Annotated in this window: 31 protein-coding genes and 1 tRNA gene; 21 read left to right on the forward strand and 11 right to left on the reverse strand. The window is 63.3% G+C overall.

Going from position 1 to position 26,163, the window contains the following annotated elements; all coding sequences use genetic code 11:
- Positions 1-12 precede the first annotated feature (12 nt).
- The 7 genes from ACFQJC_RS03585 (at position 13) to ACFQJC_RS03615 (ending at position 5,529) form a co-directional block, all read left to right on the forward strand.
- Positions 13-357, forward strand: coding sequence for a ferredoxin (locus ACFQJC_RS03585; RefSeq protein ID WP_390221881.1), 345 nt, complete (start codon positions 13-15; stop codon positions 355-357).
- A 40-nt stretch (positions 358-397) separates the two neighbouring features.
- Positions 398-482, forward strand: a tRNA-Leu gene (locus ACFQJC_RS03590).
- 158 nt (positions 483-640) lie between these two features.
- Positions 641-1,231, forward strand: a complete 591-nt coding sequence (locus ACFQJC_RS03595; protein ID WP_390221882.1) for an NUDIX domain-containing protein — start codon at positions 641-643, stop codon at positions 1,229-1,231.
- 64 nt (positions 1,232-1,295) lie between these two features.
- Positions 1,296-2,033, forward strand: coding sequence for a tetratricopeptide repeat protein (locus ACFQJC_RS03600; RefSeq protein WP_390221883.1), 738 nt, complete (start codon positions 1,296-1,298; stop codon positions 2,031-2,033).
- A 51-nt stretch (positions 2,034-2,084) separates the two neighbouring features.
- Positions 2,085-2,261: a DUF8015 family protein gene (locus ACFQJC_RS03605; RefSeq protein WP_390221884.1), complete on the forward strand. Its 177-nt coding sequence runs from the start codon at positions 2,085-2,087 to the stop codon at positions 2,259-2,261.
- 73 nt (positions 2,262-2,334) lie between these two features.
- Positions 2,335-4,692 (forward strand): methyl-accepting chemotaxis protein, encoded by a 2,358-nt coding sequence (locus ACFQJC_RS03610; protein ID WP_390221885.1) that lies wholly within the window; start codon positions 2,335-2,337, stop codon positions 4,690-4,692.
- 333 nt (positions 4,693-5,025) lie between these two features.
- A complete protein-coding gene (locus ACFQJC_RS03615; RefSeq protein ID WP_390221886.1) occupies positions 5,026-5,529 on the forward strand; it encodes a DUF5813 family protein in 504 nt (167 codons plus the stop codon).
- A gap of 86 nt (positions 5,530-5,615) precedes the next feature.
- Here ACFQJC_RS03615 and ACFQJC_RS03620 read toward each other — a convergent pair whose 3' ends face one another.
- A complete protein-coding gene (locus tag ACFQJC_RS03620) occupies positions 5,616-5,852 on the reverse strand; it encodes an Lrp/AsnC ligand binding domain-containing protein (protein WP_390221887.1) in 237 nt (78 codons plus the stop codon).
- A gap of 2 nt (positions 5,853-5,854) precedes the next feature.
- On the reverse strand, positions 5,855-6,538 hold the full coding sequence (locus ACFQJC_RS03625; RefSeq protein ID WP_390221888.1) for a potassium channel family protein: 684 nt from the start codon (positions 6,536-6,538) through the stop codon (positions 5,855-5,857).
- A 108-nt stretch (positions 6,539-6,646) separates the two neighbouring features.
- Between ACFQJC_RS03625 and ACFQJC_RS03630 the strand changes: the two genes are divergently transcribed.
- Positions 6,647-6,880 carry an Lrp/AsnC ligand binding domain-containing protein gene (locus ACFQJC_RS03630; RefSeq protein ID WP_390221889.1) on the forward strand — a complete coding sequence of 78 codons (234 nt, stop codon included), beginning with the start codon at positions 6,647-6,649 and terminating at the stop codon, positions 6,878-6,880.
- A gap of 7 nt (positions 6,881-6,887) precedes the next feature.
- Here the strand turns inward: ACFQJC_RS03630 and ACFQJC_RS03635 are convergent, their stop codons facing one another.
- Complete coding sequence (locus tag ACFQJC_RS03635; protein WP_390221890.1) at positions 6,888-7,934, reverse strand: thiamine pyrophosphate-dependent dehydrogenase E1 component subunit alpha; 1,047 nt, start codon at positions 7,932-7,934, stop codon at positions 6,888-6,890.
- A 129-nt stretch (positions 7,935-8,063) separates the two neighbouring features.
- Between ACFQJC_RS03635 and ACFQJC_RS03640 the strand changes: the two genes are divergently transcribed.
- Positions 8,064-8,384, forward strand: a complete 321-nt coding sequence (locus ACFQJC_RS03640; protein ID WP_390222327.1) for a hypothetical protein — start codon at positions 8,064-8,066, stop codon at positions 8,382-8,384.
- On the opposite strand, the gene tmk is transcribed toward ACFQJC_RS03640, so the two are convergent.
- Positions 8,385-8,981 carry a dTMP kinase gene (tmk, locus tag ACFQJC_RS03645; RefSeq protein WP_390221891.1) on the reverse strand — a complete coding sequence of 199 codons (597 nt, stop codon included), beginning with the start codon at positions 8,979-8,981 and terminating at the stop codon, positions 8,385-8,387.
- A gap of 188 nt (positions 8,982-9,169) precedes the next feature.
- On the opposite strand from tmk, the gene ACFQJC_RS03650 reads away from it, so the two are divergent.
- From ACFQJC_RS03650 to cofG, 5 genes are all read left to right on the forward strand, one after another.
- Positions 9,170-10,075, forward strand: coding sequence for a complex I NDUFA9 subunit family protein (locus ACFQJC_RS03650; protein ID WP_390221892.1), 906 nt, complete (start codon positions 9,170-9,172; stop codon positions 10,073-10,075).
- A 216-nt stretch (positions 10,076-10,291) separates the two neighbouring features.
- Positions 10,292-11,476: a tubulin/FtsZ family protein gene (locus ACFQJC_RS03655; protein WP_390221893.1), complete on the forward strand. Its 1,185-nt coding sequence runs from the start codon at positions 10,292-10,294 to the stop codon at positions 11,474-11,476.
- A complete protein-coding gene (locus ACFQJC_RS03660; RefSeq protein ID WP_390221894.1) occupies positions 11,445-12,236 on the forward strand; it encodes a hypothetical protein in 792 nt (263 codons plus the stop codon). The genes ACFQJC_RS03655 and ACFQJC_RS03660 overlap by 32 nt, the downstream gene beginning before the upstream one ends.
- A gap of 5 nt (positions 12,237-12,241) precedes the next feature.
- Positions 12,242-12,856 (forward strand): 2-phospho-L-lactate guanylyltransferase, encoded by a 615-nt coding sequence (gene cofC / locus ACFQJC_RS03665; RefSeq protein ID WP_390221895.1) that lies wholly within the window; start codon positions 12,242-12,244, stop codon positions 12,854-12,856.
- A 291-nt stretch (positions 12,857-13,147) separates the two neighbouring features.
- On the forward strand, positions 13,148-14,311 hold the full coding sequence (cofG, locus tag ACFQJC_RS03670) for a 7,8-didemethyl-8-hydroxy-5-deazariboflavin synthase subunit CofG (protein WP_390221896.1): 1,164 nt from the start codon (positions 13,148-13,150) through the stop codon (positions 14,309-14,311).
- Positions 14,312-14,324: 13 nt separating this feature from the next.
- Here cofG and ACFQJC_RS03675 read toward each other — a convergent pair whose 3' ends face one another.
- A complete protein-coding gene (locus ACFQJC_RS03675; RefSeq protein WP_390221897.1) occupies positions 14,325-14,873 on the reverse strand; it encodes a metal-dependent hydrolase in 549 nt (182 codons plus the stop codon).
- Between the two features lie 29 nt (positions 14,874-14,902).
- On the reverse strand, positions 14,903-16,273 hold the full coding sequence (cofH, locus tag ACFQJC_RS03680) for a 7,8-didemethyl-8-hydroxy-5-deazariboflavin synthase subunit CofH (RefSeq protein ID WP_390221898.1): 1,371 nt from the start codon (positions 16,271-16,273) through the stop codon (positions 14,903-14,905).
- A 131-nt stretch (positions 16,274-16,404) separates the two neighbouring features.
- On the opposite strand from cofH, the gene ACFQJC_RS03685 reads away from it, so the two are divergent.
- Together ACFQJC_RS03685 and ACFQJC_RS03690 are read left to right on the forward strand one after the other, a co-directional pair.
- Positions 16,405-16,797: a DUF5518 domain-containing protein gene (locus ACFQJC_RS03685; protein ID WP_390221899.1), complete on the forward strand. Its 393-nt coding sequence runs from the start codon at positions 16,405-16,407 to the stop codon at positions 16,795-16,797.
- A 109-nt stretch (positions 16,798-16,906) separates the two neighbouring features.
- Positions 16,907-17,155 (forward strand): hypothetical protein, encoded by a 249-nt coding sequence (locus ACFQJC_RS03690; protein WP_390221900.1) that lies wholly within the window; start codon positions 16,907-16,909, stop codon positions 17,153-17,155.
- 50 nt (positions 17,156-17,205) lie between these two features.
- Here the strand turns inward: ACFQJC_RS03690 and ACFQJC_RS03695 are convergent, their stop codons facing one another.
- Positions 17,206-17,919 (reverse strand): DUF2270 domain-containing protein, encoded by a 714-nt coding sequence (locus ACFQJC_RS03695; RefSeq protein WP_390221901.1) that lies wholly within the window; start codon positions 17,917-17,919, stop codon positions 17,206-17,208.
- Between the two features lie 229 nt (positions 17,920-18,148).
- Between ACFQJC_RS03695 and ACFQJC_RS03700 the strand changes: the two genes are divergently transcribed.
- Positions 18,149-19,168, forward strand: coding sequence for a phosphoribosylaminoimidazolesuccinocarboxamide synthase (locus tag ACFQJC_RS03700; RefSeq protein WP_390221902.1), 1,020 nt, complete (start codon positions 18,149-18,151; stop codon positions 19,166-19,168).
- A gap of 282 nt (positions 19,169-19,450) precedes the next feature.
- Here the strand turns inward: ACFQJC_RS03700 and ACFQJC_RS03705 are convergent, their stop codons facing one another.
- The gene (locus ACFQJC_RS03705; protein ID WP_390221903.1) at positions 19,451-19,591 is read right to left on the reverse strand and encodes a hypothetical protein; all 141 of its coding nucleotides are present in this window, start codon (positions 19,589-19,591) and stop codon (positions 19,451-19,453) included.
- Positions 19,592-19,624: 33 nt separating this feature from the next.
- Entirely contained in the window at positions 19,625-20,611 is a 987-nt protein-coding gene (locus ACFQJC_RS03710) for a formyltetrahydrofolate deformylase (protein ID WP_390221904.1), read from the reverse strand.
- A 176-nt stretch (positions 20,612-20,787) separates the two neighbouring features.
- Between ACFQJC_RS03710 and ACFQJC_RS03715 the strand changes: the two genes are divergently transcribed.
- From ACFQJC_RS03715 to purQ, 4 genes are all read left to right on the forward strand, one after another.
- On the forward strand, positions 20,788-21,027 hold the full coding sequence (locus tag ACFQJC_RS03715) for a hypothetical protein (RefSeq protein ID WP_390221905.1): 240 nt from the start codon (positions 20,788-20,790) through the stop codon (positions 21,025-21,027).
- A gap of 47 nt (positions 21,028-21,074) precedes the next feature.
- Positions 21,075-21,953, forward strand: coding sequence for a winged helix-turn-helix domain-containing protein (locus ACFQJC_RS03720; RefSeq protein ID WP_390221906.1), 879 nt, complete (start codon positions 21,075-21,077; stop codon positions 21,951-21,953).
- A gap of 72 nt (positions 21,954-22,025) precedes the next feature.
- Positions 22,026-22,277 carry a phosphoribosylformylglycinamidine synthase subunit PurS gene (gene purS, locus ACFQJC_RS03725; protein WP_390221907.1) on the forward strand — a complete coding sequence of 84 codons (252 nt, stop codon included), beginning with the start codon at positions 22,026-22,028 and terminating at the stop codon, positions 22,275-22,277.
- 1 nt (position 22,278) lies between these two features.
- Entirely contained in the window at positions 22,279-22,953 is a 675-nt protein-coding gene (gene purQ / locus ACFQJC_RS03730; RefSeq protein ID WP_390221908.1) for a phosphoribosylformylglycinamidine synthase I, read from the forward strand.
- A 23-nt stretch (positions 22,954-22,976) separates the two neighbouring features.
- Here purQ and ACFQJC_RS03735 read toward each other — a convergent pair whose 3' ends face one another.
- Positions 22,977-24,455, reverse strand: a complete 1,479-nt coding sequence (locus ACFQJC_RS03735; RefSeq protein ID WP_390221909.1) for an HTTM domain-containing protein — start codon at positions 24,453-24,455, stop codon at positions 22,977-22,979.
- 545 nt (positions 24,456-25,000) lie between these two features.
- Positions 25,001-26,077, reverse strand: coding sequence for an archaeosine biosynthesis radical SAM protein RaSEA (locus tag ACFQJC_RS03740; protein WP_390221910.1), 1,077 nt, complete (start codon positions 26,075-26,077; stop codon positions 25,001-25,003).
- Positions 26,078-26,163: the final 86 nt, after the last annotated feature.

Below are 26,163 nucleotides of genomic sequence, written 5' to 3' on the forward strand. Positions count from 1 at the left end.
CAACTGCCGCCGATGAGTGAGGAGACCGAGCGTCCGAAGCCGAGCGATTTCGGAAGCGACGCAAACGCTCCGCCGGTCGAAGAAAAGCCCTACAAGATTATCTTCGAGGCGAACAAGTGCTTCGGCGCGGGGCGCTGTGCCGAAGTCGCCGACAACTGGGAGATGGACCTCGCAAGCGGTCTCGCCCGCGCGAAGTCCTACTTCATCGGCGAGGACGAACTCGACGAGAACATCCGCGCCGCGGAGGTGTGCCCGGCGAAGAAAGGCCGTGGCGTCATTCACGTTATCGACCGACGGACGGACGAGGAGATTTCGCCGGACCCGAACGGTGACGGGTCGCTGTCGGTCGATTGGTAATCGAAAGCACTTTTCTTCCCCCCTGTTAACGGTGATTCGAGCGGGGGTGGCTGAGCCTGGCCAAAAGCGGCGGACTTAAGATCCGCTCTCGTAGGAGTTCGCGAGTTCAAATCTCGTCCCCCGCACTTGTGCCGAGTCACGAAGTGACGAGTGCCAAGTGCGGCCAAGAGATTTGAATCAGGGAGCGAACGAACGTGAGCGACCGTGGGTCAAATCTCGTCCCCCGCACTCACTCCAGATTACGTACTGAGGTATATAACGGAAACCGAGTAACCGATACCACGTGACGTGGCAGGAGATAAACCTCGAAGCGGTCGAACGACGGCGTGACCACCTCTTCGACCGATTCGGTACGGCACCAATCGTCGAGCGGCACGACACACCAGACCCAGACGAGTTCGAAGACTGGGTAGAGATGTCCAACGAGGGATACATCGGGAGTGCGTACGCGCTCGTCAGGCGGCCACCAGACGAACTTTCGCCACTGACCGAATCGATGGCGGTCGAGAAACCGGAGCGAGAACGCGTCCTGTTGATTCTCGGGCGGGGAAGTTCCAAGTGGGGCGTCCCCGGCGGCGGACAGGAAGGCGACGAGACGATGGAAGCGACCGTGAAACGTGAAACCGACGAGGAAGTCGGGATATCGGTCTCGCTGACGGGACTCGATCATCTGCGCCACGAAATCGCCACCTGTGAGGGGTACGACGAGCGACTCCACGTGCTGCGAGTGTTCTTTCAGGCCGAATACGAGGGCGGGTCGATTACGACCCAACCCGGTGAGCTGAACGGCGCGGCGTGGTTTGCGACGCCACCAGCCGAAAACCGGTTGCTGCCGTCTACGCGGCGCTTGCTCGAAAACTGGACTCCCGACTGAGATTCGTATTGCCAAATGATAACACGCCGAACACGCTATCTCGCTGCCCCGCGAATACACACGAATGGGATCGACGCGAAAACACGACTACTCGGATGGGCAGGGGTTCGACGACCCCTACAGGGGGTTCGACCTCGACCCACCGGAGTTTCGCCTGAATGGCCGTCAGATAGACCCTGCGGACAACCATGTACTGGCAGAGTTCGTGGATGAATCGCAGGTCGTCCCCGACGACGTGGACGTGGCGGCGCTGGTCGAGATTGGACTGACGTACGTGGAACTCGGCGAGTACGAGCAAGCCATCGATAGCTTCACGCGAGCAATCGTCTACGGGGAAGAAGACTCGGAGCAGGTACAGGAGGCGCTGGTGAACAAGGGAGTCGCCCACGCGCAACTCGAAGAGTACGACGAGGCAATCGGTGCCTACCGCGACGCGCTACGTATCAACGGCGATAACGACCACGCCGCGACCGCCGAGACGAACCTCGCCTACGCGATGTGGGAAGACGGCGACTCGTCGCACCCGCTGGAACACGCCGAGCGGGCGGTCGAACTCGACGCACACGTGCCGCACGCGTGGTACAATCGCGGGTACTTCCTGCTCGAACGGGGACTCGCCGAAGAGGCGGTTCGCTGCTTCGAAAACGCCATCACGCTCGGGATGCGCAACAGGTGGGTCTACGAAGAGCGTGCCCGCGCCTACGAGTTACTCGGCGAGCACGAACGGGCCGAAATCGAGCGTGCGATGGAAGATATCACCCGGATTCCCACGGATGGGGGCCACACAGAGCAAGGCGAATAGACCCGCCGCCCCAAACTCTTTGACGCCTCGCGTAATAATATGTAATTAGCTATGCACCCACCGATTTCGCCCTCTCGGTTCGACCTGACGCTCGCCGTGATGGCGGCGTTCGTCCTCGGGGGCGGCACCCTCGGCGTGTTGCTCAGCATCCCGCTGTACCTCGGGATGAGCAGCGGTGCAACTGGGGCGGCAGCGGTGGCCGTCGTCACGACGATTTCTGAATTGTAGTCGTGTCTTTGTTATCGGTCCTGATATTCAGACAGTCAGGACTTTATCAGAGATTTGCCTGTCACACGGTAGCATGAAATTCGCTACGGTCGTGCCGAAGGTACTCAGGCGGAGTTACCTTCGGAAATTCCTACTCGTCGTCGTCGCCGTTGCGGTAGTGTTGGGCGGGCTAGGAGTCTACGTGTCCGGAACCGTGGGCACGGAGGTCAGAGCGGATGCGCACTCCGACCTCGAACTGGTGGCATCGTTGGAGGCCGAAAAACTCGCAAATTGGGTCGATGGCTACACGCGCACGGCACGGATGCTCTCGGAGTTCGAAGCAGTCCGGTCGGGTAATCCGGACGAAATCGAACCCGTCCTCGACATGGAAAAAGAGCGCCTCCCGCCCGAAGTGCTCGCTATCCACTACGTGAAGCCGTCGAACCGAGACATCGTCCGGAGTACGGACTCGACGCTGGAGACGAAGACGATGGAGGACCTCGACATCTCGTGGGCGGTCGGGTCGCTCACGATGCTCGACCCCAGCGGCGTGGCTATCTCTGAGGTCTACCGCTACGCCGGCGGCGAGCGCATCGCCTTCATGAGTCCGGTCGAAGGACAGGACGCGGCCGTCGTCGTCGTGGTCGATGCGACCCGGCACGCCGAGGCACTGAACGAACCTATCAAAGGCTCGCACACGCGCGTCGTCAACTCGAAAGGCGTGATTGCCATCGACAAGTACGGCAAGAACGTCCTGCGATTGTACAACGACGGCGATGAGACCCCCGGACTCGATGCGGCACAAGAAGGGAGGTCGGGCGTGCTGAATCGGGACGGAACGCTCGTCGCCTACGCCCCCGTCGAGGGAACCGAGTGGGCGGTCCTCATCGAATCGCCGCCCGCACAGACCTACGCCGTCGCCTCCTTCGTCGAAGAACAGGTGACGGTTCTCATCGCGGTCGCCCTCGGCGGACTCGCGCTGGTCGGCCTGAGCATGGGTGGCGGAACGGTTCGGTCGCTCCGTCGTCTCCGCAGGCGTGCCGAAGCACTGTCGAGCGGCGACCTCGACGTGGACCTGACTACCAGCAGAGTAGACGAGTTTGGCGCACTCACGGGGGCGTTCGCCGAGATGCGTGACTCGTTACAAGCGAGGATTCAAGAGGCAGAACGAGCACAGCAAGACCTCGCCACTGCGGCGGCCGACTACCGCGAGACGATGGAAGATGCCGCGGACGGCGACCTGACCGTCCGAACAGACGTCACGCCACAGGACGAGGCGATGGCGGCCGTCGGCGACGGTATCGACGCGATGCTCTCGGACCTCGAAGCGACGATTGGCAAGGTGGCGTCGTTCGCGGCGACCGTCGAAGAGACCGGCGAGCGCGTCACCGCCGGAACCGAAGAAGTGACCGCGGCATCCGAGCGCGTCGGGCGAGCGACCGCCGATATCTCCGAGGGAGCGGGCGAACAGGCGTCGCTCCTCGACGAGGTGTCCTCCGAGATGCAAGACCTCTCGGCGACGGTCCAAGAGGTCGCCGCCTCGGCCGACGAACTCGCCGAACTCGCCAGCGACGCGAGCGAACACGGTTCGGTCGGTCGAACCGCGACCGAAGACGTACATGAGGAGATGGTCGAAATCGACGAGCGAATCGTCGCCGCGACCGACGGCGTGGAAGCGCTGCGGGAGGAAGTCGCCCAAATCAGCGACGTCGTGGACCTCATCGAAGACATCGCCGACCAGACGAACCTGCTCGCGCTCAACGCCTCTATCGAGGCCGCCCGCGCCGGCGACGCCGGTGCCGGATTCGCCGTCGTCGCACAGAGCGTCAAGGAACTGGCGGGCGAGACGGCCGATGCGACCACCGAGATTGCCGAGTCGATTTCGGAGGTCGAGACCACTGCCGACGAGACCGTCGCCGAAGTGCACGCCGCCCGCGAACAGGTCGATGTCGGCGTCGAGACGGTCGAAGACGGGAAGGCCGCCATCGACGAAGCGGTCGAACAACTGGACGAAGTCGATATCGGCGTCGCCGCAATCGACGACGCGGCGGCGACCCAAGCGACGGCCGCGCAGTCGGTCGCACGACTGGCCGACGAGGCCGCGTCGATTGCCTCCGAAGCGCAGTCCGAATCCGCGGCCGTCGCGGACGCCGCCAGCGAACAGAACGACGCGATGCTCGGCGTCGCAAGCGAGATGCAAGAACTCTCCGAGGTGACCGAAGAGCTTCGGTCGCTCGCAGACAGATTCGACGTTTCGGCCGACGCGAGCGAGGACGTGGAACTGGGCGCAGAGCTGGTCGGTGAGGACGCCGCAGAGTCGTTGGCCCCCAGCGACGAAACCGTCTCGTCGCCGACGATGTCCGAACTCGCCGCCGACGGGGCTGGAAGGGGTGACGGCAGTGCTGGAAACGACGACAGCGGGGCTGGCAGCGACGGCGAGTCAGGCGAATAGAATTCGTCGTCCCGCCGGCTGGATTTTCTCCGTGGTCGATGGAGACTTCGTATTCGATGTGGAGAGTGGACGGAGTGTTCAAAAACGACGGTCGCGCGGCTCAGTGGGTGAGTGTTTCAGAAAGGGATGGGCAGCCGCACGGGAGCGGCCCGTGCGGCGATGCCGCCCTAAATTTGGTCCCCGCTGACGCTTCGGCCCTCCAGATCGAAGCGTCACATGAAAGGTCCGCGGCAATATACTTAAACGTGCCGCCACGCCGCGATTTGTCGCTCGTTTCGACCATAGACGGGCTGACACAACGGGCTTTTCTCTCGGGAGTGCTTTGAGTCCGCCATGAGCGAAGAGGACGAACTTTCCGGTCGAGTCCGACGCGCCTTCGGCGACCACGGGTCGTTCGAGCACGCGAGCGGGCGAACGTTCGAGTCGGTGACGACGCCGTTCGACGGGAGCGTCACCGCCGCCGAGTTGGAGAACGGACACGTCGAGTTCGATATCGTCGTTCGCGTACCGATGCTCTCGGCGGTGGTCGAGGAGGGTGTCGCCGACGTGGTCGAAGATGGCTGGTACGAGACGTTCGAACTCCGAATGGAGGACGCCGGCGGCGTGACCGCGAAGGAACACGACCTCGTCCCCGAGGTCCGACGGAGCGGCGGGGAGGCCGTCGTTCGCGTCACCTTTACCGACATCAACGAACGCCGCGGCGTGGACGATGCGGGCGCAGTCATCGACTACGTCGAGGGGACGTTCGTCCAGGGAATCATCCCCGGCTACGATTACACCGAACCAGTGTCGAGCATCCTCGACCAAGCCAGAGAGACCGCCGGCGCAGGGTTCTGAGCGGACCGGAGTCTCAGGTCTGAGCAGACTGAAGCCTCACCGACTCACGCGAAAGAAAAGAGCGTCGGGGTGGACTGTAGGTTTCGTCAGTCCATTGCGATGTACGTCTGTGTGTCTTCGATACCTTCGACGGACTGGATGCCGCCGGCAATCTCTTTGACGTTCGCGGGCGACTCCACGTCTACTTTGACGATGAAGTCGATGTCGCCGGCGACGATGTGGACGCTCTCGATGCCGTTATCGACGTCGAGCAACGCCGCTTTCAACTCGTCGATGCTCCCGGAGACGGCCGAGGCTTTCACCATGATGTAGGCGTGAACCACGGTCAGACACCTCCCGTCGCCGCGGCGACTTCGTCACCGACGAGTAGTTGTCGAACGTCGTTGAGCACGTCGAATTCGGCGAGGACCGCGACTCTGTCACCCGTTTCGAGCGATTCGTCGGGGAGCGGGATACCCATCGGTTTGTCTTTCTTGCCGAACGCCAGCAACCGTGCCTGCGAGGGCAGCGCGACTTCGCCGATGCTGTACCCGTTCATCGGCGAGTTTTCGGTCACCGTCACGAGGATGACCTGCAGGCTTTTGGCGATGTCGGCAATCGCCTGAATCGACCCGCCGAGGAGTGCGTTCTTCGCCCCAATCGCACCGAGGCGCTCGGGGTAGACGATTTCGTCCACCTCTTTGGCGTACTTTTGGTACACCTCTTCGCGGTAGTCTTCGTCCACGCGGAGCACCGTTCGACAGCCGAAGTGCTTGGCGATCATACAGGCAGCGAAGTTCACGTTGAGGTCCGCCGTGAGCGCCCCGAAGGCGTTGGCGTCCTCGATACCCGCTTCGAGCAACGTCTCTTCGTGAGAGCCGTCGCCTTCGACGACTTCGAATCCCATGTCTCGGGCGCGACTCGCCCGGTCACGGTCTAATTCGACGAGTGTGACCTCGTGGCCCTCTTCGCGGAGAACGCGCGCTGTTCGAAGCCCAACCCGACCAGAACCAATGATAACGAACCGCATGCGAATAGGGTATGACGGCGGAGGCAAATAACCTTACCCCGCGGGAGTCGAATCGGGTGGTTCGAACGGGAGCAAGGCTTTTGCACCGAGTGATAGAATATCTCACACATGGTTCATGCGTTTATCATGGTGAAAACGGGCGCCGGTGAGTCCGAACAGTTGCTCGCTCCCATCCGCGAGTTGGAGACGGTTTCGGAAGCCCACATCGTCGCGGGCGCGTACGACATCATCGCCGAGGTCAAAGCGGACGCCGTCTACGAGGTACTGAAAACCGCCTCCAGCAGGGTCCAAGGGCTGCAAGGCGTCACCGACACGAAGACGTACATCTCGCTCGACGAGTAGCGGGCGCTCAGCGGTCGATGTGGGACGGGCCGTGTTTCTCGACGAACTCCATCACTTCGGCACGCTGGGCTTCGAGTTCCGGCGTGTGCTCTGCGTACACGTAGTCGAACAACTCGTCGGGACCGGGTTCGTCGGCAGCCTCTGCGACGCTCACCGCCTCTCGAAGCTCTTCGTCGGCATCGTCGTACATCGACTCGATGAGTTCGTCGTCGGCGATGTCGCGTGTTCGACAGAACTCCTCGAACCGTTCGAGCGGGTCACGACGGCGCCACTCGGGCATGTCCTGTTGTCCGTCGCGGTAGCGCGAGGGGTCGTCCGCGGTCGTGTGCGGTCCCTGTCGGTAGGTGAGGCTCTCGATGAGCACCGGGTTGCCGTCGCGGGCGTGTTCGAGGGATTTCTCGACGACTTCTCTCACTGCGAGCGGGTCGTTCCCATCGACTTGAATCCCCTCGATTCCGTAGGCTTCGGCCTTGACCGCGATGGATTCACTGGCCGTCTGCTTTTCCTGTGGAAGTGAAATCGCCCACCCGTTGTTCTCACAGAAGAAGACGACGGGCGCGTCGAACACGCCGGCGAAGTTCAGACCCACGTGGAAGTCGCCCTCTGAAGTCGCACCGTCGCCGAAACAGACGAGTGCGGCGTAGTCGTCGTCGGTGTAGTTGGAGGCCATACCGACGCCGGCGGCGTGGGGAATCTGACTGGCAATCGGGACCGCCTGCGGGAAAATCGGCAGTCCGTGGTCGGACTCGTACTCCGAATATCCACGGCGGAACAGGAACATGTCGCTCGGCGGGACGCCGCGAGCCAGTTGGAGCGCGTTGGAGCGATAGGTCGGCAACAACACGTCGTCCTCGCGCATGGCGTGGGCCGCCCCGATTTGCGAGGCTTCCTGACCCCGATAGGGCGGATAGCCGCTCATCCAACCGCGTCGTTGGAGGGCTAGTGCGCGCTCGTCGAATCGGCGCGCTCGAATCATGTCGCGGAGCGCAGCGCGGGCATCGTCCTCGGTGAAGTCGGTGTCGGCCAACCCGCGCTCGTCGATGAGTCGATGCATAGCGATTTCTCACGCTCCTTCATGATAAACATCACCACTCAGAAACAGATTCACCACACGACAGTCGGTTCGACCGACGCGTACGTCCGGGAACGACAGGCCAAAGACGCCTCACTCCGTAGCGCGGGTATGGTCTCAGTCGTCTCCCTCGTCCTCATGGGGGTCGTCATCCTCTTCCACACGCTCATCGCGGCGGTCATGACGCGTTTTTTCCGCCTCCGCCTGAGCACCCAGTGGGGGTACATCGTCTACTCCCTGCTTCTCATTCCACTGGTGCTGTTCTTCTCGACGCTCGTCTTCACGGGCGTCCTCGGCATCGGTGTCAACCTCGGAAGTCCGGCCGCCGCCATCGGCGTGATGATTGGGATGCCGCTCGTGCTCGGCTTTACCATCGACACGCTGTACGTCCCGCCGCCGGAAGAGTACGAGAATATGCCCGACTCGCGGTAGCTAGTTGGCTTGTTCGAGAATCTCTTCGAGCGCCGCTTCGACAGCGTCGAGGACGTCTTCTGGCGCTTGCGTCGCATCGACGCGGACGAACCGCTCCGGTTCGGCCTCGATGAGTCGTTCGTAGTTCGCACGCACGTCCGCGAGGTACGCGGCCTGTTCGAACTTGTTGGTCGAACCGCTTCGCGCCGCGGCCGTCTCCGGGTCCACGTCGAGGTAGATGGTCTTGTCCGGGGTGCGCGAGAAGGCGGCGTGGATGCCCATGATGTACTCCATCGGGCGGTCGAGGTCGGTGTCGCGGAGCGAGGCGGCTTGGTAGGCGTAGCGCGAGTCGGAGTAGCGGTCGGAGATGACGAGTTCGCCGTCGGCGAGGTTCGGCCGAATCACGCGCGAGAGATGGTCTGCGTGGTCGGCAGTGAAGAGAAAGAGCGTCGCCAACGGGTCGGCGTCGTCGTCCGCGATAGCGCGGTTGACCGCCTCACCGTACCACGAATCGTCCGTCGGCTCGCGGGTGAAGACCGCGTCGGGGTAGGTGTCGTGGAGGGCCTCCCAGACGGTGGTCTTTCCGCTCCCGTCGAGTCCTTCGAGGGTGATGAGCATACCTCCTCTGAGACCCCCCGCACGAAAAAGCGCCCCGAACCTCGGTGGGTGTCGTCACCGAGCGCGCTCGAACGGCTCTTCGACCTCGCCCACTCAGGACCTCGAATGCCTTGCCGTCGGAGCGTTATCGGGCGAAATACACCGGTATCGCCCGTTAGCTTTACCGTCATTCCGTCGAACATTATGGCATGAACGTGCTTGTCGTCGGCGGCAGTGGATTCATCGGAACACACCTGTGCCGAGAGCTATCCTCGCGCGGACACGACGTGACAGCGCTGTCACGGGACCCCAGCAGTGCGGACCTCCCAGACGGTGTCGAGGGAGTCGCAGGCGATGTCACGGACTACGACTCCATCGCGGACGCGTTCGACGGGAAGGACGCGGTGGTGAACCTCGTCGCCCTCTCGCCGCTGTTCGAACCGAAAGGCGGCAACAAGATGCACGATATCATCCACCGGCAGGGCACCGTGAACGCCGTCAACGCGGCCGAAGAACACGGCGTCTCTCGATTCGTCCAGATGAGTGCACTCGGTGCCGACCCGAACGGCGATACCGCGTACATCCGGTCGAAGGGCAACGCCGAGAGAGCGGTCACCGACTCCGACCTCGACTGGGTCATCTTTCGACCCTCCGTCGTCTTCGGCGACGGCGGCGAGTTCGTCTCCTTCACGAAACGGCTCAAAGGGATGTTCGCACCGGGAGTCCCGCTCTACCCGCTTCCCGGAAACGGAAAGACGCGATTCCAACCGATTTGGGTCGGCGACCTCGTGCCGATGCTCGCGGACGCAGTCGAAGACGAGGCGCACGTCGGACAGACGTACGAGATTGGCGGACCGGAAGTACTCACCCTCCGCGACATCACGGAGATGGTGTACGACGCCGAGAACAAGTCGGTCTCGATCGTCCCGCTGCCGATGGCGCTCGCGGGGGTCGGTCTCACCGTCTTGGGTGCGGTGCCGGGGTTCCCCATGGGACCCGACCAGTACCGGTCGCTCCAGTTCGACAACACGACCACCGACAACCAAATCGGAGCCTTCGATGTCACCGGTGCAGACATGAAAACTCTCCAACAATACCTCGCTGAGCGTACCTGATTTTCGGGGTGCGCGCAAGCGGTCCGATTAACCTCATATAAAAACCGCAATTTTATCCCCGTTAGTAAACGGCCAAAAAGTATAATGGTAGGTTAACGACCGCCCTCCGTCCCCCGTTTTTTCCACCCAACGTGTCTACGTAGGTACACTTATTCATCACAACGCTTATAGTCACGTTAGTACTGGCATTCACGCAATGGCGAGGGGACCGAACCTATGAAGCTTGCAATGATCGGATTCGGGCAAGCTGGTGGAAAAATCGTCGACAAATTTGTCGAATACGACCGCCAACGCAACGCGGGCATCGTCCGCGCGGCCGTCGCAGTCAACTCTGCGAAAGCCGACTTGCTCGGATTGAAAAACATCCCGAAGGACCAGCGCGTCCTCATCGGCCAGTCCCGCGTGAAGGGACACGGGGTCGGTGCGGACAACGAACTCGGCGCGGAAATCGCCGAGGAAGACATCGACGAAGTACAGGGTGCGATCGACAGCATCCCCGTCCACGAAGTGGACGCCTTCCTCGTCGTCTCTGGTCTCGGTGGTGGCACCGGCTCCGGCGGTGCGCCCGTGCTCGCAAAGCACCTCAAGCGCATCTACACCGAACCCGTCTACGGGCTCGGTGTGCTCCCCGGCTCCGACGAAGGTGGCATCTACACCCTGAACGCCGCACGCTCGTTCCAGACGTTCGTCCGCGAGGTAGACAACCTCCTCGTGTTCGACAACGACGCGTGGCGCAAGACCGGCGAGTCCGTCCAAGGCGGCTACGACGAAATCAACGAAGAGATCGTCAACCGCTTCGGCGTGCTCTTCGGCGCGGGTGAGGTCACCGACGGCCAGGAAGTCGCAGAGAGTGTCGTTGACTCCTCCGAAATCATCAACACGCTCGCTGGCGGCGGCGTCTCCACCGTCGGCTACGCGTCCGAAGGTGTCGAACCCAAGAAGAAGAGCGGCGGCCTGTTGTCCCGCATCACCGGCGGCAACGAGACCGACGACAACCTCGACACCGCTCACACCACCAACCGAATCACGAGCCTCGTGCGCAAGGCCGCACTCGGCCGCCTGACCCTCCCGTGTGAAATCGAAGGCACCGAGCGCGCACTCCTCGTCTTGGCTGGCCCACCGGAGCACCTGAACAGAAAAGGCATAGAGCGCGGGCGGAAGTGGATCGAGGAGCAGACCGGTTCCATGGAAGTTCGCGGCGGTGACTACCCGATTCCGGGTGCCAGTAAGGTCGCCAGTGTCATCCTGCTCTCGGGCGTGACGAACGTCCCGCGCATCAAAGAGCTGCAGCAAGTCGCTATCGAAGCGCAGGACAACATCGAAGAGATTCGAGAGGAGAGCGATTCCAACTTGGAGAACCTCGTAAACGATGACGAAGACGAACTGGAGTCGCTTTTCTAAGCTGGCGTTCGCACTCGTCGTGCTCCTGTCGGTCGTTGCGGTCCCGGCAGGTGCCGTCAGCGTCGCGTCCGAGGACGTTCCCTCGGAAGCGGCCGTTGGCGACCAGGTGACGGCATCCGTCACCCTCGACGAGTTGTATCAGAACCCACAGCTCGAATCGTGGACCCTCGCTGGGAACACGGAACTGGAGTCCGTGACGTGGACCGTCACGTACTACGACCAGACGGGTGCGAAAGTCGGCCAGGAGTCCTTCGACGGGCAGAACTTCACCGGTGGCGAAATCGCCGCCGCTGACGGGACGAGCGAAGTCGAAGTCAAAGTGACCGGGACGGTGCCGGAAGTCGAGGAGTACTCCTACGACCCCGCCCAGTCCTTCACGGTCATGTCGCTCAACCAGACCCGCGAAGGCGGTTCCAGCAACGACATCGGTTCGTGGAGCGCGACCCACAACACCGACGAGAGCGCGGCCGCGCGGACAGCGTTAGATTCGGCCGAGGCGGCGATTGCAACGTCGAGCGGCAACACCCAGGAGGCCGAGCAGTCGTTCAACAACGCCGTCGATGCCTACAACAGCGGTAACTTCGACCTCGCAACGACGCTGGCCGAAGAGGCCGAGACGCGCGCGAACCAAGCAGACCAATCGAGCCAAACGACTCAACTGCTCATCTACGCGGTGGGCGGACTCGTCGTCGTCGGCCTGCTCGTCGGTGGATTCCTCTACTGGCGCTCCCAGCAGGACACCTACGACAAACTGGGCTGATTCTCGTGCGGGTCGTCGTCCCGTTCGGGGTTCGCTCCCCGAAGACGCGACTCGACTCTCTCTTCTCACTCGAAGAACGGCGCGAACTCGCAGTGGCGATGCTCCGCGACGTGCTCGACGCGCTCTGCGGCCACGACCCGGTCGTCGTCGCGGACGCCCCGTTCGAGGCGTCGCTCGACGTTCCCGTCGAACTGGACGACCGCCCGCTGACCGAGGCGGTCGCGGCGCGACTCGGCGGCGACGAACCAATCGCCGTCGTCATGTCGGACCTCGCGCTGGCGACGCCCGAATCGATTTCCAGACTGTTCGAAACGCGGGGCGATATCGTCGCCGCACCCGGTCTCGGCGGCGGGACGAACGCGCTCGTCGTGCGACACCCTGAGTTCACCGTCGATTACCACGGCGCGTCGATTCGTGACCACCGCCGAATCGCGCGCGATATCGGCGCGACGATGACCGAACTCGACTCGATGCGGTTGGCCATCGATATCGACGAGCCGAGAGACCTCGCAGAGGTTCTCATCCACGGTGAAGGCCACGCTCGGGCGTGGCTCGTCGAAGCAGGCGTCGAACTGCACGACTCAGGAAGTCGGGTGACCAGCCGCCGAAATCGCCGATAGGTCCTTAGTGTATGCCAACAAATAGCAAGTGGCGCGGTGATAGACGTGTGCCCGGCGGGAACTGAGGCCACGCGTGCCGCGCCCTCCCGTGCCGTCGCCGAGACGACGCGTGAGGCGGAGTGGACCGAATTGCAGTGTGGGATAATCAGCAATTCGACAGCAAGTCGTCTTGCACGCAACACCGCTCTTCGGTGAGTCGGGAAGTGTCTGGCACCACCACTCGACTCCATTTCGATTCGACGACCGACCACGAGTGACACGTTTTTGAGGGTCCACGACAGACCGAGAGGTATGTTTGTGGGTGCAGACGAGTACGACATCGAACTCGACATCGACCCGGCCGCTGTCGAGCGATTGCTGGCAGTCACTCCCGACGACGTGTCGGCACCCACGTCGCTGTCGTTCTCGCGGAACGTCTTCATCCCGCTCACGACGGCGTGTCGCTACACCTGCACCTACTGCACCTACTACGACGTGCCGGGCGAGGCGACGCTCATGTCGCCCGAGGAAATCCGCACGGCCGTCAGGCGCGGCGCGGACGCCGGGTGTACCGAGGCTCTGTTCACCTTCGGCGACGACCCCGACGAGCGCTACACCGAAATCCATCGCCAACTCGACGAGTGGGGCTACGAGAGCATCCGCGACTACCTCTATCGGGCCTGCGAAATCGCGCTCGAAGAAGGGTTGCTCCCGCACTCGAACCCCGGCGACCTGACCCGCGAGTCGTTCGAGATGCTCGCGCCCGTCAACGCGAGTATGGGCGTGATGCTGGAGACGACCGCCGACGTGGCCGCCCACTCCGGCGGCCGCCGAAAGACGCCCGGCCAGCGACTCAACACCATCCGCGCCGCGGGCGAGGTCGGCATGCCCTTCACGACCGGCATCCTCGTCGGTATCGGCGAGACGTGGCGCGACCGAGCGGAAAGTCTCCTTGCGATTCGGGAACTCCACGAGCGGTACGGACACGTACAGGAAGTCATCGTCCAGAACGTCGTCCCCAACGAGCGGTCGTCGTTCGAGCGCCCGTCGCTCGAAACGATGCGCCGCGTGGTTGCGATGGCCCGCGTCGCCCTGCCCGAAGAGATTTCGGTGCAAGTGCCACCGAACCTCTCGAACGCGACGGAACTCGTCGAGTGCGGCGTCGATGACCTCGGCGGCGTCTCGCCGGTCACTGACGACTACATCAACCCGGACTACGCGTGGCCCGCACTCGAAGAACTCGTCGAGATTGCCGATTCGGCGGGTGTGCCGCTCGAAGAGCGACTGCCCGTCTACAACCGGTTCCTCCCTGACGCGTTCAGAAGTGAGGACGACGATGTCGCGTCCGGGGCAGACGACGGCGCGTGGCTTCGCACGCCCATCGCCGACCGCCTCGAAGAGAACGACGTGCACGGGTCGCGCCTCCGCGACGTTGCACGCGGCGAGGGACCGCTCGCGCTTCCAAAACTATCCTGACTGACACCAGCACTCAGATGCCGAACCACTCGGGCATCCGCTTGCGGAATCCCGTGTAGAAGAGTGCGATAGCGACGCCGACGGCGACGAACACGCGAATCGCGCCGTCGAAGGCGAGAAAGCCGGGGACGAACAAGAGCAGCGTCAACGCGAGGTCTTCGGGCGCGCCGTCGTACCGGACGATGTACTTCGGGCGAAGCCAGCGACGAAGTGGATGGACGTACACCGCCCGCGGAGACGTTCGATTCCACGGCCGCAACTCGTCGCCTGCGCCGAACCAGTCCGTGATGGAGTGCACTCCCGCAGAGAGGAAGAAGAACGCGACAGCGACGAGGAGCGGCCCCGGAAAAGCAAGTGCGAACGCGCCGACGAGAAGTCCGGCCACGGTGTAGTAGACGGGAAAGTGCAGGCTCTTGCGGTGGGTACCGACGAACAGGTCAACGTCGGGGAAGACGCCGCCGACGAGCGCGGCAATCGCCGCGACCGTTGCGAACTCGGGGGCGACCACGACGAGCGCGGTTGCGAGCGACAGGCCCGCCGCGGCGTGCGTCGTCGCCATCATCGCACTCGCACCTTCATCGCACTCGTCCCTCAGTCATCCGCCGCCGCGGGCGAGTCTTGGTTCGTCAACATCGGCGTGCCGTCGGCCCGCGGCCCGAGCATCGGCCCGTGCGGCCCGTCGTCGATGTCGAGCGGGCGGCGCGTCCGGTAGTCGGTCGAGCGCTCGACCGGGTGGCGGCCGATTGCGGTTATCATCTCGACGTAGTCGTCGAACGAGCGGAACTCGCCGAACTCGCCGCCGGCGCGCTTGGTAATCTCCTCGGAGAGAATCGTCCCCATCAGGTCGTCCGCGCCGCAGTTGAGCAGTTTCAGCGCTTTCGCGTTGCCGAACTTCACCCACGAGGACTGGATGTGCTCCACGTTGTCTAAGAAGAGGCGCGCGACGGCAATCATGAGTTCGTCTTCGTCGTCCGACGCGCCGCCCGTGACGAGGCCGCGGTCGTAGAGCGGCGTGTTCTGGTAGACGAACGAGAGCGGGACGAACTCCCTGATGCCGCCGTAGCGGTCCTGCAAGTCGCGGACGACTTTCAAGTGGCGCACGCGGTGCATCTCGTTCTCGACGTGGCCGTACATGATAGTCGCGGTCACGTCCAACCCGGCGTCCATCGCGCCTTCCATCCCGGCGACCCACTCGTCGGTGCCGATTTTGCCCGGGCAAATCACGTCGCGCACCTCGGGGACGAGAATCTCAGCGGCGGTTCCGGGAGCGCTGTCGAGGCCCGCGTCCGCGAGTCGGCGATACACGTCTTCGTAACTCCAGTCGGTGCCGCGTTTGGCGTGATGAGCCTCTTCGGGTGTCATCGAGTGGACGTGGACGCCATCGACGGACATCGCGTCCAACTGGGTGGTGTAGCTCACAGGGTCGGCGTCGTACACCGCGGGCGGTTTGTAGTTCACCTCCGCGGCGGGGTTGTCGTAGGATTCGAGAATCTCGCGGTGTTCCTCGTCGAGGACGAGCGCCGGGTGGAGGCCGGAGACGGAGGTGACCTCGTAGATTCCCATATCGACCGCGCGTTCGACGATTTCGCGCGACTCCTCGGGCGACTTGGTAAAGCCCGAGTGTTCGATATCCGAATCCGATTCGAACAAGTGGGCGGTGTTCTTGAAGTTGCAGAACAGGCACCCGGTCGTACACGCCGTCGTCACGTTGTTGTTCAAATTGGCGACGAACGTTACCTCGTCGCCGACCATCTCGGCGCGTCGGCGGTCGGCCGCTTCGAGGACGAGTTCCTTTCGAACGGGGTCGATACCGTCGAACTCGGTTCCGGTCGTCATCAGTTCGACGCCGTCATCGACGGTGAGTCGTGCCCCCGCTCGCGCCTTCTGCAAGGCGTTTTCGAACGACTGGTCGGTTTCGGGAAGGTGCTCGAATCCGAAGTCGTCGCGTGGGGGACCAGCCATGTTAGAGAGCCACGACCCACGGTCGTAAAAACGGGGCGGTCCCGGTGGCCTCCGCCGGAGTCGAAATCACGCGACTCCGTGCGGTCCGACGCAGAGAAAGGATTAGGCCACCGGGTTGCATGGGTTCAGCCATGTCACAACCATCGCTACAGGACGACAACGAGAGCATCCTCTTCTCGGCGCTCGTCGGCGCGGCCGTGAGCGTCGTCGTCTCGTTCATCCCCTTCTCTCCGATTCTGGGCGGCGCAGTCGCCGGCTATCTCACCGGAAGCGACCGTGACCTCGCGCTCAAATCCGGCGCGCTCTCGGGCGTCTTCCTGAGCCTCGTCGGTCTCGTCATCGGTGCCATCGTCTTCCTGTTCTTCAGTTTCTTCGCCATCTTCGCGCCGTCAGAAGTCGGACTTGGTCTCCTCGGCTTCGCCGTTATCGGCCTGTTCGTCTTCGCCCTCACGCTGCTCTACACCGTCGGTCTCAGCGCCCTCGGTGGCTACCTCGGCGCGTACCTGCACGAAGAGTTCGCCTGAGAGTCACACCACTCTACGACTCTCGCCAGTGCGAAGTGGTTCGCGTTCCAGACCGTCGGGGACAGGCCCAATTAGCTATTTTGCGCTCGCGCCCCCACATCGAAGTCCAATGTCCGACGACACCGAAGCGGACGTGACCGACCGCGACCCCGACATCGAAGACGACGAGGGCCACGGAATCACCGTCGAAGGTGGTGGCGACGCCGGTGCCTCGTCGCCCGAAGAGAGCGAGGAAATCGACGCGGAGAACCCGGACGAAGCCGAGGAACCGGACGAGGAAGACGAGATGCGGGCCGAGGAAGCAAAAGAGACCGAGAACGTCGATAACCACCGCGACGAGGAACCGTTCTACTCCTGAATCGTCGAGGGCGGCCCCCCCGACTTCGTCGCCGAATCGGGGTTCGGGGGTCAGCGCTCTCGTCGCCAGCGACCCGGCTCTTCGCCGTGGAACTCGCCGCGTGCCTCGCGCTCGTACGGCCAGAACGTCAAGGCGGTGATGGCGACGAAGAAGAGCGCGACGAGTCCGGCGATGAACACCCCCGAGATTCCCGGTACCGACGCCGTGACGGTCCACGGTTCCGACGGGGCGTAGAGCGTGATTCGAAAGACCCACGCGAGCCCCAGCAAGACGAAAATCGCGTAATAGACGCGCCGAAGTCGGCGACCGACGGCCTCCCGGAACGACACTTTCAACGTCGGCGTCCGGAGGTCCGCCGCGAGTTCGACGCGCCACGCTTCGAGGGGGGCGTCGCTGGGGTCGAAGGCGTTTGCGAACACGTTCTCTTCGAGCAGTCGAATCCGGGCGCGACTCGCGTCGAAAGTGCGGTAGCGCCGCACGTCGAACAGCAAGAAGAGCACGACACCGAGCAACCCGATGAGCAACAGGTAGGCAGAAGAGTCGGGTCCCTGAAACGCGAGCGCCAAGACGACGGTGACGAGGACGATAGCCCAGTCGGTCGTGAGGTCGAGTCGCGTGAGGAGATTCCCCGATTGCGACACCTCGCCGCGATAGTAGTGCGGGATGAGCGAGAGAAACTCGTCGCGCTCGGCCCCCGCCTGTGCTGCGACCGCTCTCGCTTCGGTCGTCGTCGCGTCGAACTCGTCCGAGTTCTGGTCTGCCATCAGCCACCACCCGGGGCGGCCGCGTGCAGTCGGCGCTCGGTGACGAGTCGGGTGACAGAGGGGGTGTGTAACATCGGTTACAGTTGGCTCCGAATCGGGATGAACTACTCGCGTCTCGTCCCGCTAGAGGCCGAGAATATACACGTCCGTGGATACTACTCGCGTCGAGACTCCGAAGATGCGCACAGAAGTGGAAGGTTCTTAGTGGGTGGCCGACACAGGAGCGACCATGACCAGCGTGAAGGACTTTCGCGTCGAGGAGGAACCGACGGCGACGGACCTCGGCCGGGGCCGCTTCGTCTTCACCGACCGCTACTCCGTCTTCGACTGGGGCGAGATGCCCGACCACATCCCGAGCAAGGGCGCGAGTCTCTGTCTGATGGGCGCGTACAACTTCGAACTGCTGGACGTGAACCACGTCCCCACGCACTACCTCGGAGTCGTCGAAGACGGCGAAATCAAAGACCTCGGCGAGTGCGAGTCGCCGCCGACCGAGATGGCAATCGAACTGACGCAGGTTCCGGACCTCCCGCACGTCGAGGGCGCGTACGACTACGACGCCTACCACGACGCCGCGGGCGACAACTACCTGATTCCGCTCGAAGTCGTGTTTCGGAACACCGTGCCCGTGGGGTCCAGCCTCCGAAAACGCGGCACGCCAGCCGACTACGGACTCGACTACGACGAGTGGCCCGAGGAACCCGTCTCACTCCCTCAGCCCGTCGTCGAGTTCTCCACGAAGTACGAAGAACAGGACCGCTATCTGAGTCGTGAGGAGGCCGACGACATCGCCGGGAAGGTCGATATCGACCGCCTCGAAGAACTCGCGCTCGCGGTCAACCACATCCTCACCGACCGCGCCGCACAGGCCGGGTTCAGCCACGAAGACGGCAAAATCGAGTGTCTGTACCACGACGGAACGGTGAAAGTCGCGGACGTGGTCGGCACCTTCGACGAGAATCGCTTCTCCTACGACGGCCAGCAGGTCTCGAAAGAAGTCGTCCGCCAGTACTACAAGCGCGTCCAACCCGAGTGGGTCGAAGCCGTCAAAGCCGCGAAAAAGGAGGCCTTGGAGACGGGCGAACCCGAATGGCGCGACGAGTGTGCGGTCGAACCCGAACACCTCCCCGACGAAATCGTCACTGCGCTCGCCGACATCTACTGTGCGGGGACCAACGCGTACGTGCAGTACGACTGGTTCGACGCCCCCGACATCGAGGACGCGGTGGCGACGATTCGGGATATATAACCGACTCTGACCAGTCCGGGGTTCGCCGCGAACATCCAGTACTGGTACTGGTCGAATCTCTCTTCGTTTCGACCCGAATCGACGCCACCAGCGACGACTAAAACTCTCGTCCGGTCGCTTCTTCTGCGGTCTCTTCGAGTCCCTCCGAGAGCGCCTCGTCGGTGCCGCCATCGAGGTATCCTTCGACCATCTCCGCGAGAATCTTGAGTACGTTCATGGTTCCGAGACAGTCTAGGTAGTGAATAAGATATTGGCTGTCAGGTTACAGAACCGGCCTCAAGGCTACTCGTACCGCTCGTTCTTCTCCCCGCCGTCGGGGTCGAAACAGACGGACTCGACGCGGAGGGCGAACTCGCCGAGCACCTTGACTGCGCCGGGACCGTTCGGTCGGCCACCGAAGTCGGGAGTGGAAGTGTCGGTCATCCCTCTCCGTGGGAGGGAGACCGAGAAAAGGACTCAGTCTTCGGACTGGTCGGGCGCGAGCGCCTCTTTCGACACGTCGAGGGCGTCGATGATGCCGTCCACGGGTCGGTCGGGGTTCGACTCCTGTGCTTCGCGGGTCAAGCCGAGTTGGTAGGCTTCGCGGTTGGCTTCCTCGCGGAGACTCGTCCGCCCGCGGTGGACGGTGAGCGCGTCGTTGAGGTGGAGTTGCACCGCTTCGAGCAGGGCGTCGGCTTCGAGCGGTTGCCCGCGGTTCTTGATGTCGTCGAGCGTCGCGTCGTCGGGCACGTCGAAGGCACGCTGGGCGATAATCGGCCCTTGGTCGAGGTCCGTCGTCACGTAGTGGGCGGTGACGCCCGCGATGCGGACGCCGCCTTCTTTCGCCTGTCGGTAGGCGGCCGCGCCGGGGAACGACGGCAGGAGCGACGGGTGGATGTTGATGATGCGGTCCTCGTAGCGGAAGACGACCTTCGGGCCGAGGATTCGCATGTAGCGCGCGAGGACGATGAGGTCCACGTCGTACTGTTCGAGCAGTTCGAGGAGGCGGTCCTCGTTGGCGGTCCCCTTCTCGTCGCCGATGTCGTGGAAGGGAACGTCGTAGTGGTCCGCCAGCGGTTCGAGCGTACTCCGGTTGCCGATGACGACCGAGATGTCGGCACCGAGGTCGTCGTTCGCCCACGCTTCGAAGAGGGCTTCCAGACAGTGCGATTCCTTCGTGACGAGCACCGCGATTTCGCGGGTCTCGCGGTCTGCGGGGAACCGGACTTGGATATCGACACCGAGGTCGTCGCCGAGGGACGTGAGGGCACCGCGAAGTTCCTCGGGCGTGGTGGTCATCTCCGAGGTGTCCGCGTGAAGGGTCATCCGGAAGATGCCTTCGCGGACCGCTTGGTCGAGGTCCTCGATGTTGATTCCGCGCTCGAACAGCAACGTGGTCACGTTGGCGATGAGTCCCGTCTTGTCTCCTCCGATGACCGTAATTTCGGTTAGGTCGGTTGTCATGCCGTCACCTCCGGCTGTTCGATGGTGAACATAACACTTCCTGCGTGGGCGAGTGGTAAACGCCTGTCGCTCTCCGCAATCAGTTTGACCGAGTTACCGAACGACGCTTCTGTTCGCGGCCGTACATAAGTACCATTCTGCTATCAATTATCACGGTCGTCGGCGTACAGAGGGTGATGACTGCGAACGCCCGACGACCACTCCGTCACCAGAACCGCCTCGCGCCGCTGCGGTCGATTGTCGCTCCGCTCGTCGTCGTCATCGTGCTTGCGATGCTCGCGCCGAGTGTGAGCGCGGTCCTCGCGCCAATCGCCGCCGTCCCGCTCCTCGTGGGGTGGTGGCTACTCGGCTTTGGCGCGGCGCTGACACTCCCGTTCGCAGTCATCGCCGCGGTCACGGTGGTGATAGAGCAGTGAGTCACGCCCGCAAACCGATTAAGTCGGGAAGCGACGTACCGGACGCTATGGCTACGCGCAAGACATCGGAGATAATCGACTCGGAGACGGAAGCCGCGTTTTCGCTCTTGGCCGACGAGACTCGGTTGTCGATTCTTCGCGTGCTCGCCGACTCGCCCCACGAACGACTGACGTTCTCGCAACTGCGCGAGCGCGTCGGCGTCGCCGACAGCGGCCGATTCAACTACCACCTCGGCAAACTCACCGACCTCTTCGTCAAGAAATCGGAGGGCGGCTACGAGTTGCGACTCGCCGGGTGGATGGTCGTCGGCGCGATTCTCGCCGGGTCGTACACCCGCGGCGAGTCTATCGGACCGGTTCCGGTCAGCGCGCCCTGTGCGATTTGTGGCGGAAGCGTCGAAGCGACGTACGCCGACGAGACGGTCGCAATCGCCTGCGCGGACTGCGATGCGCACTACACCAGTGCGAGCATCCCGCCGGGCGTCTTCGAAGGCCACGACGACGCCGAACTCCCGGACGTCGCCGACATGTACACGCGCTCGGTGTTCTCGCAGGCTCGACTCGGCTTCTGCTCGCGGTGTCACGGCCGTATCGAACCCCGACTCGTGACCGAAACGAACGAGTTACTCATGCACGACTGCGAGGGACCGACTGCCGCCTACACCTGCGAGCGGTGCCACGACGAGCACGTCTCCAGTGTGCACCTCGCCTTTATCGACCATCCGGCGGTCGTCTCGTTCTACTACGACCACGACGTGGACCTCACTCAACCCCACCTGTGGGGGAGCGCGTGGCGCACGAAACCAGTCGTCGAACTGGAATCCGAGGACCCGCTTCGCGCTCGCGTCGAGTTCACCGTGGGAGAAGAGACGCTGACGCTCGTCGCCGACGAGGACCTCGAAGTCCTCGATATCGAACGCCAGTAGCCAATATGCACGTTCGTGAACAACTAACCAAACCCAAAACCGTTTTTGCACATCACTACGCATCAGCACCTGATGACGACATACACCGCGACGGTGACGGTGCGACTCAAGCACGGCGTGCTGGACCCGGAGGCGGAGACGACGAAGCGCGCGTTAGAGCGTCTCGGGTTCGAACTCGACGCCCTGCGCTTTACCGAGCAGTACGAAGTGGACCTCGACGCCGAGAGCGCCGAGGTCGCCGAAGAACGCGCCACCGAGATGGCCGACCGCCTGTTGGCGAACCCGACCATCCACGACTACGACGTCGTCGTCGCCGAGGCCTGAGATGATCGCAGTCATCCAGTTCGGTGGGTCGAACTGCGACCGGGACGCGGTTCGGGCCCTCTCGGACCTCGGCTTCGAGGCCGAACGCGTCTGGCACGAAGACCCACTTCCGGAAAACACGACGGGCATCATGCTCCCCGGCGGGTTCTCCTACGGCGACTACCTCCGCGGCGGCGCGATGGCCGCGCGCTCGCCCGTGATGAACGCCGTCCGCGACGCTATCGAGGACGGAATTCCGGTCCTCGGCGTCTGCAACGGCGCGCAGGTCGGCTGTGAGTCCGGCCTGACGCCCGGCGCGTTTACGACGAACGCCAGCGCCCGCTTCCAGTGCGAACGCGTCTACCTCCGCGTCGAGAACGCCGACACGCCGTGGACCAGCGCCTACGAAGAAGGCGAGGTCATCGAACTCCCCATCGCCCACGGCGAGGGTCGCTTCGAAATCGACGACGAGGGCTACGAGGAACTCGAATCGGAGAATCGAATTCTGTTCCGCTACTGCGACGCCGACGGCAACGTCACCGACGAAGCCAACCCCAACGGGTCGCGCGGCAACGTCGCGGGCATCCTCGGCGAGAACGAGTCCATCGCCGTCTTGATGCCGCACCCCGAGCGCGCGTCGCTTCCGACGCTCGGCAACACCGACGGCCGCGGCGTCCTCCAGGGCTTCGGCAACTAGGCAGCACTACTGGAGTGCGATAATCAGCACTGGGAGGTTGCGAGCGTCTCCGTCCGCGACCCGCCCGCGTTTTCTCCGGCACGGTCGAACTTTCTGAGCGTCAGCGAGACGCGTTCTAACTCGGTGTCGTGCGTCTCGTCCCAATGGTCGCAGACGTGCTGCGAGAAGCTCTCGATGACCACCGGGACGCGCATCATTCGCATGTTGGTGAGATACTTCCGCCAGCGCGCCGTCTCGTAGGCAGCACCGTGTTCGAGCGTCTCCTCGACCGAGCGGTCAGTCTGCGGGAAGGCGACCACCTCCTCGCCCGCCGTCGTCTCGCCGATGACCGCATAGCGCGTGTCGAACGTCGGCGGTGAGGCGAACATGGGCCACGTGTAGTCGGTCGATGCCGCGGACTCTGCGACCGGTTCGGGAGCGGGGACGTAGCCGAGAGTCATCCCGTTCCACAGCACCATCACGACCAAGCAGCAAACGAGGCCGACGCGCAGCGCGTTGCGGCCGAGCGTGCGAAGGCGGGTGGTCGTCGCACCACCGTCCGAAACGACGTTGCCGTCGCGTCCAGACGCCGCAGTGCCAGCAGTGCGGATACCTGCATCTGCCAGCGCGCGTTCGAGGCGGTCCCAGACGTCCGCGTGCAGGAACGGAACGAGGGCCGCGAGGCTGATGAGCGGGAACATCCCGACGGTCATCATCACGAGCATGCCGACGTGGATGCTGGCGAAGACGGCGGTCAGGGCGGTTCGGCGGCGGCCGGTGAGGAGGACGAGCGAGGCGGACGCGACCAACAGACCGAGCCAGAGCCACGTCGCCACTTCGGAGACCAACGGCAGCGTCCCCACCGCGCGCCCGAACGCCGTGGTGTACGTTTCGAGGTGGAGGACGATACGAATCTCTTCGCCGCGGAGCCACCCCGGATGCTGGAGTTTGAAGAGTCCAGTGACGGTGTAGACGAAGACGACCTGTAAGAGGAGACCGGCGGAGGCGACGCTGACGATTCTCTCGGGAGTCGCATCGGAAACCGTCGCCGCCGAGCGTCGCCGCGCGTCCACCGACCAGCGACGTCCCAGCGGGAGGAACAGCCCCCAGAACAGGAGGCGTTCGAGCAACAGGTCGCCGCTGTTGAGCACGAGGAGGTTGCGGACGTGCAGCGAGAGCAAGAAGACGAGCGAGACGAGGGTGACGAATTTGGTTCGATAGCCCGCAATCAGAGCGACGGCGAACGCGCCCGCGACGACGAACAAGAGCGCTTGGAGCCACAGCGACCCGGAGAGCGCGTGGAGCGAGAGCGGCCCAATCGTCGGCGTGACTTCGAAGGCGGCAGCACGGGGGAAGACGCCGGCGTCGGTGTAGAACGTCGAGAGGTTGCGCGCACGGAGGAGGAGGTCGAGGAGGATGACGAAGCCGAGTGCGATGCGAAAGGCGGCGAGGGCGCGGGCGTCGATGGCGACACGGCTCGCAAGTGCGCGTCGAACACGTGGAGAGACGGGGAGGCGAGTCATGACGACAGCGAAGCGAACTGCTCAGTAGAACGAACTGATGTGTCGGATAAATGCTTTCTCTCTCGCGGGTGGCGCGTTGTAAGCCAGTCGGTCAGCCAGTTAGTCACGCAAAAAATCACACACGGTGGTGGAGACAGACCGCCCGCCGTTGCAGAGCGCAGTACAGGGTCGTGGGGCGAAAGTGCAGCGTACACGATGAGCGATAGGGTTGACTTGGATGTGGAGGCATCAGCTTCGTGACCCGCATACCGCGTACTAGGGAACGAGCGCGTGGGGGGCGTCCGTGGCTATCCATGCCTCGGCGTTTTCCTCCTCGCGGATTTCGAACCAGCCATCTGCGTAGTAGACGGTCTTGTATGTGTGTGTCGTCATGATGCGGGCAGTCCGGGTGAACACGACCGAACTCCCATCCGTGTGAATGCGTTGCACTATCTTTGATACAAATATCCTATCGAGCGGTTAGGAGTGAGCTATTTTGGGATGTGGTACCCTAAATCTGAACTATTCGACTAATTCACGTAGAAAAGTGGAAAAGTAACGCGTAGTCAGCGAACGAGCGGCATCGAGTAACTGGTCTCCTCCTCGATGACGAACTGCCACGTCGCCTCGCACTCGCAGGACACCTGGTCGAAGACGCTTGGGTCCTGTCGGAGGTTGAAGTCCTTGATGGCCTTGAACACGAGTTCGTCGCACTCGCCGCAGTTGTGCGCGCCGCGGTCCTGCCCGCCACCGACAGGGTCGGAGACGACGATTGCGTCTTCCTCGACCGTCTCGCGGAGCACGTCGGCGACCGACCAGAGCCACGGCGGGCGGTATCCCCCGTTGAAGTGGAGTTCGTCCACCATCGTGTAGCGCTGGACGTTCGTCGGGTTCATCGAGACGGTGTGGCAGTTCTCGACGGCGGCACAGCGCCGGACGGAGGACTTCATGTCTTCGAGCGCCTCGCCCTCGGAGAGGAACGGCGGCTTCATCAGGAGATAGGCCTTCACGCCTGCGCCTGCGGCGGCGGCCTCGTCGCACGCGTCTTCGAAGTCCGCGAAGTCGAAGTACTTGTTCACGCAGTCGTGGCGAACGCGGTCGGTCGCGGTTTCGAGACCGACCGCCACGTCGGTTTCGAGGCCGCGGTCGGTGAAGTCGGCGAGTTTCTCTCTCGTGACGAAGTCAGGGAGCGACTCGACGACCATCCGGTCGCGGTCGGCGAACGTCTCGGCGATGGCGTCGCGCGTCTCCGCCGGGACCTCGCGCTCGTCGAGGAACGACCCGGAGGTGTAGATTTTGATGAGACCGGCCTCCTCGCCGAGGTTCTCCTCCTCGTGGTCGAGACAGACCTGAATCTGGTCCATGAGCGCCTCGTGGGAGACGGTGCCGCCCTCGACGGACTCGGCGACGTAGCCGCACATGGTACACCCGCCCGCGCGTGCCCAGCGACAGCCGCCGGTGTTGAGGATGATAGTGAGAGAGTCGTAGACGCCGTCGGGCGTGTTGTCCTCGTCTATCCACACCCGCGTCGGCTCGTGCGGGTCGTACGTCTTCTGTTTCTGGGAACGGATGTCGCGCATCACCTTGTTGTGCGCGTCCATCCCGCGCCCCCGTTCGTAGACCTCGGGGCTCGGCTTACTCATTGGACTCCTCTATCGGATGGGACGGTAAAGCCGCTTCGTCTGCGCCCGAAGGGGGCGTTGGCTTTCATATGTGACCCATTCCTATC

Origin of the sequence: Haloferax namakaokahaiae (assembly GCF_042663225.1) — an archaeon.
GTDB classification, from domain to species: Archaea; Halobacteriota; Halobacteria; order Halobacteriales; family Haloferacaceae; genus Haloferax; species Haloferax namakaokahaiae.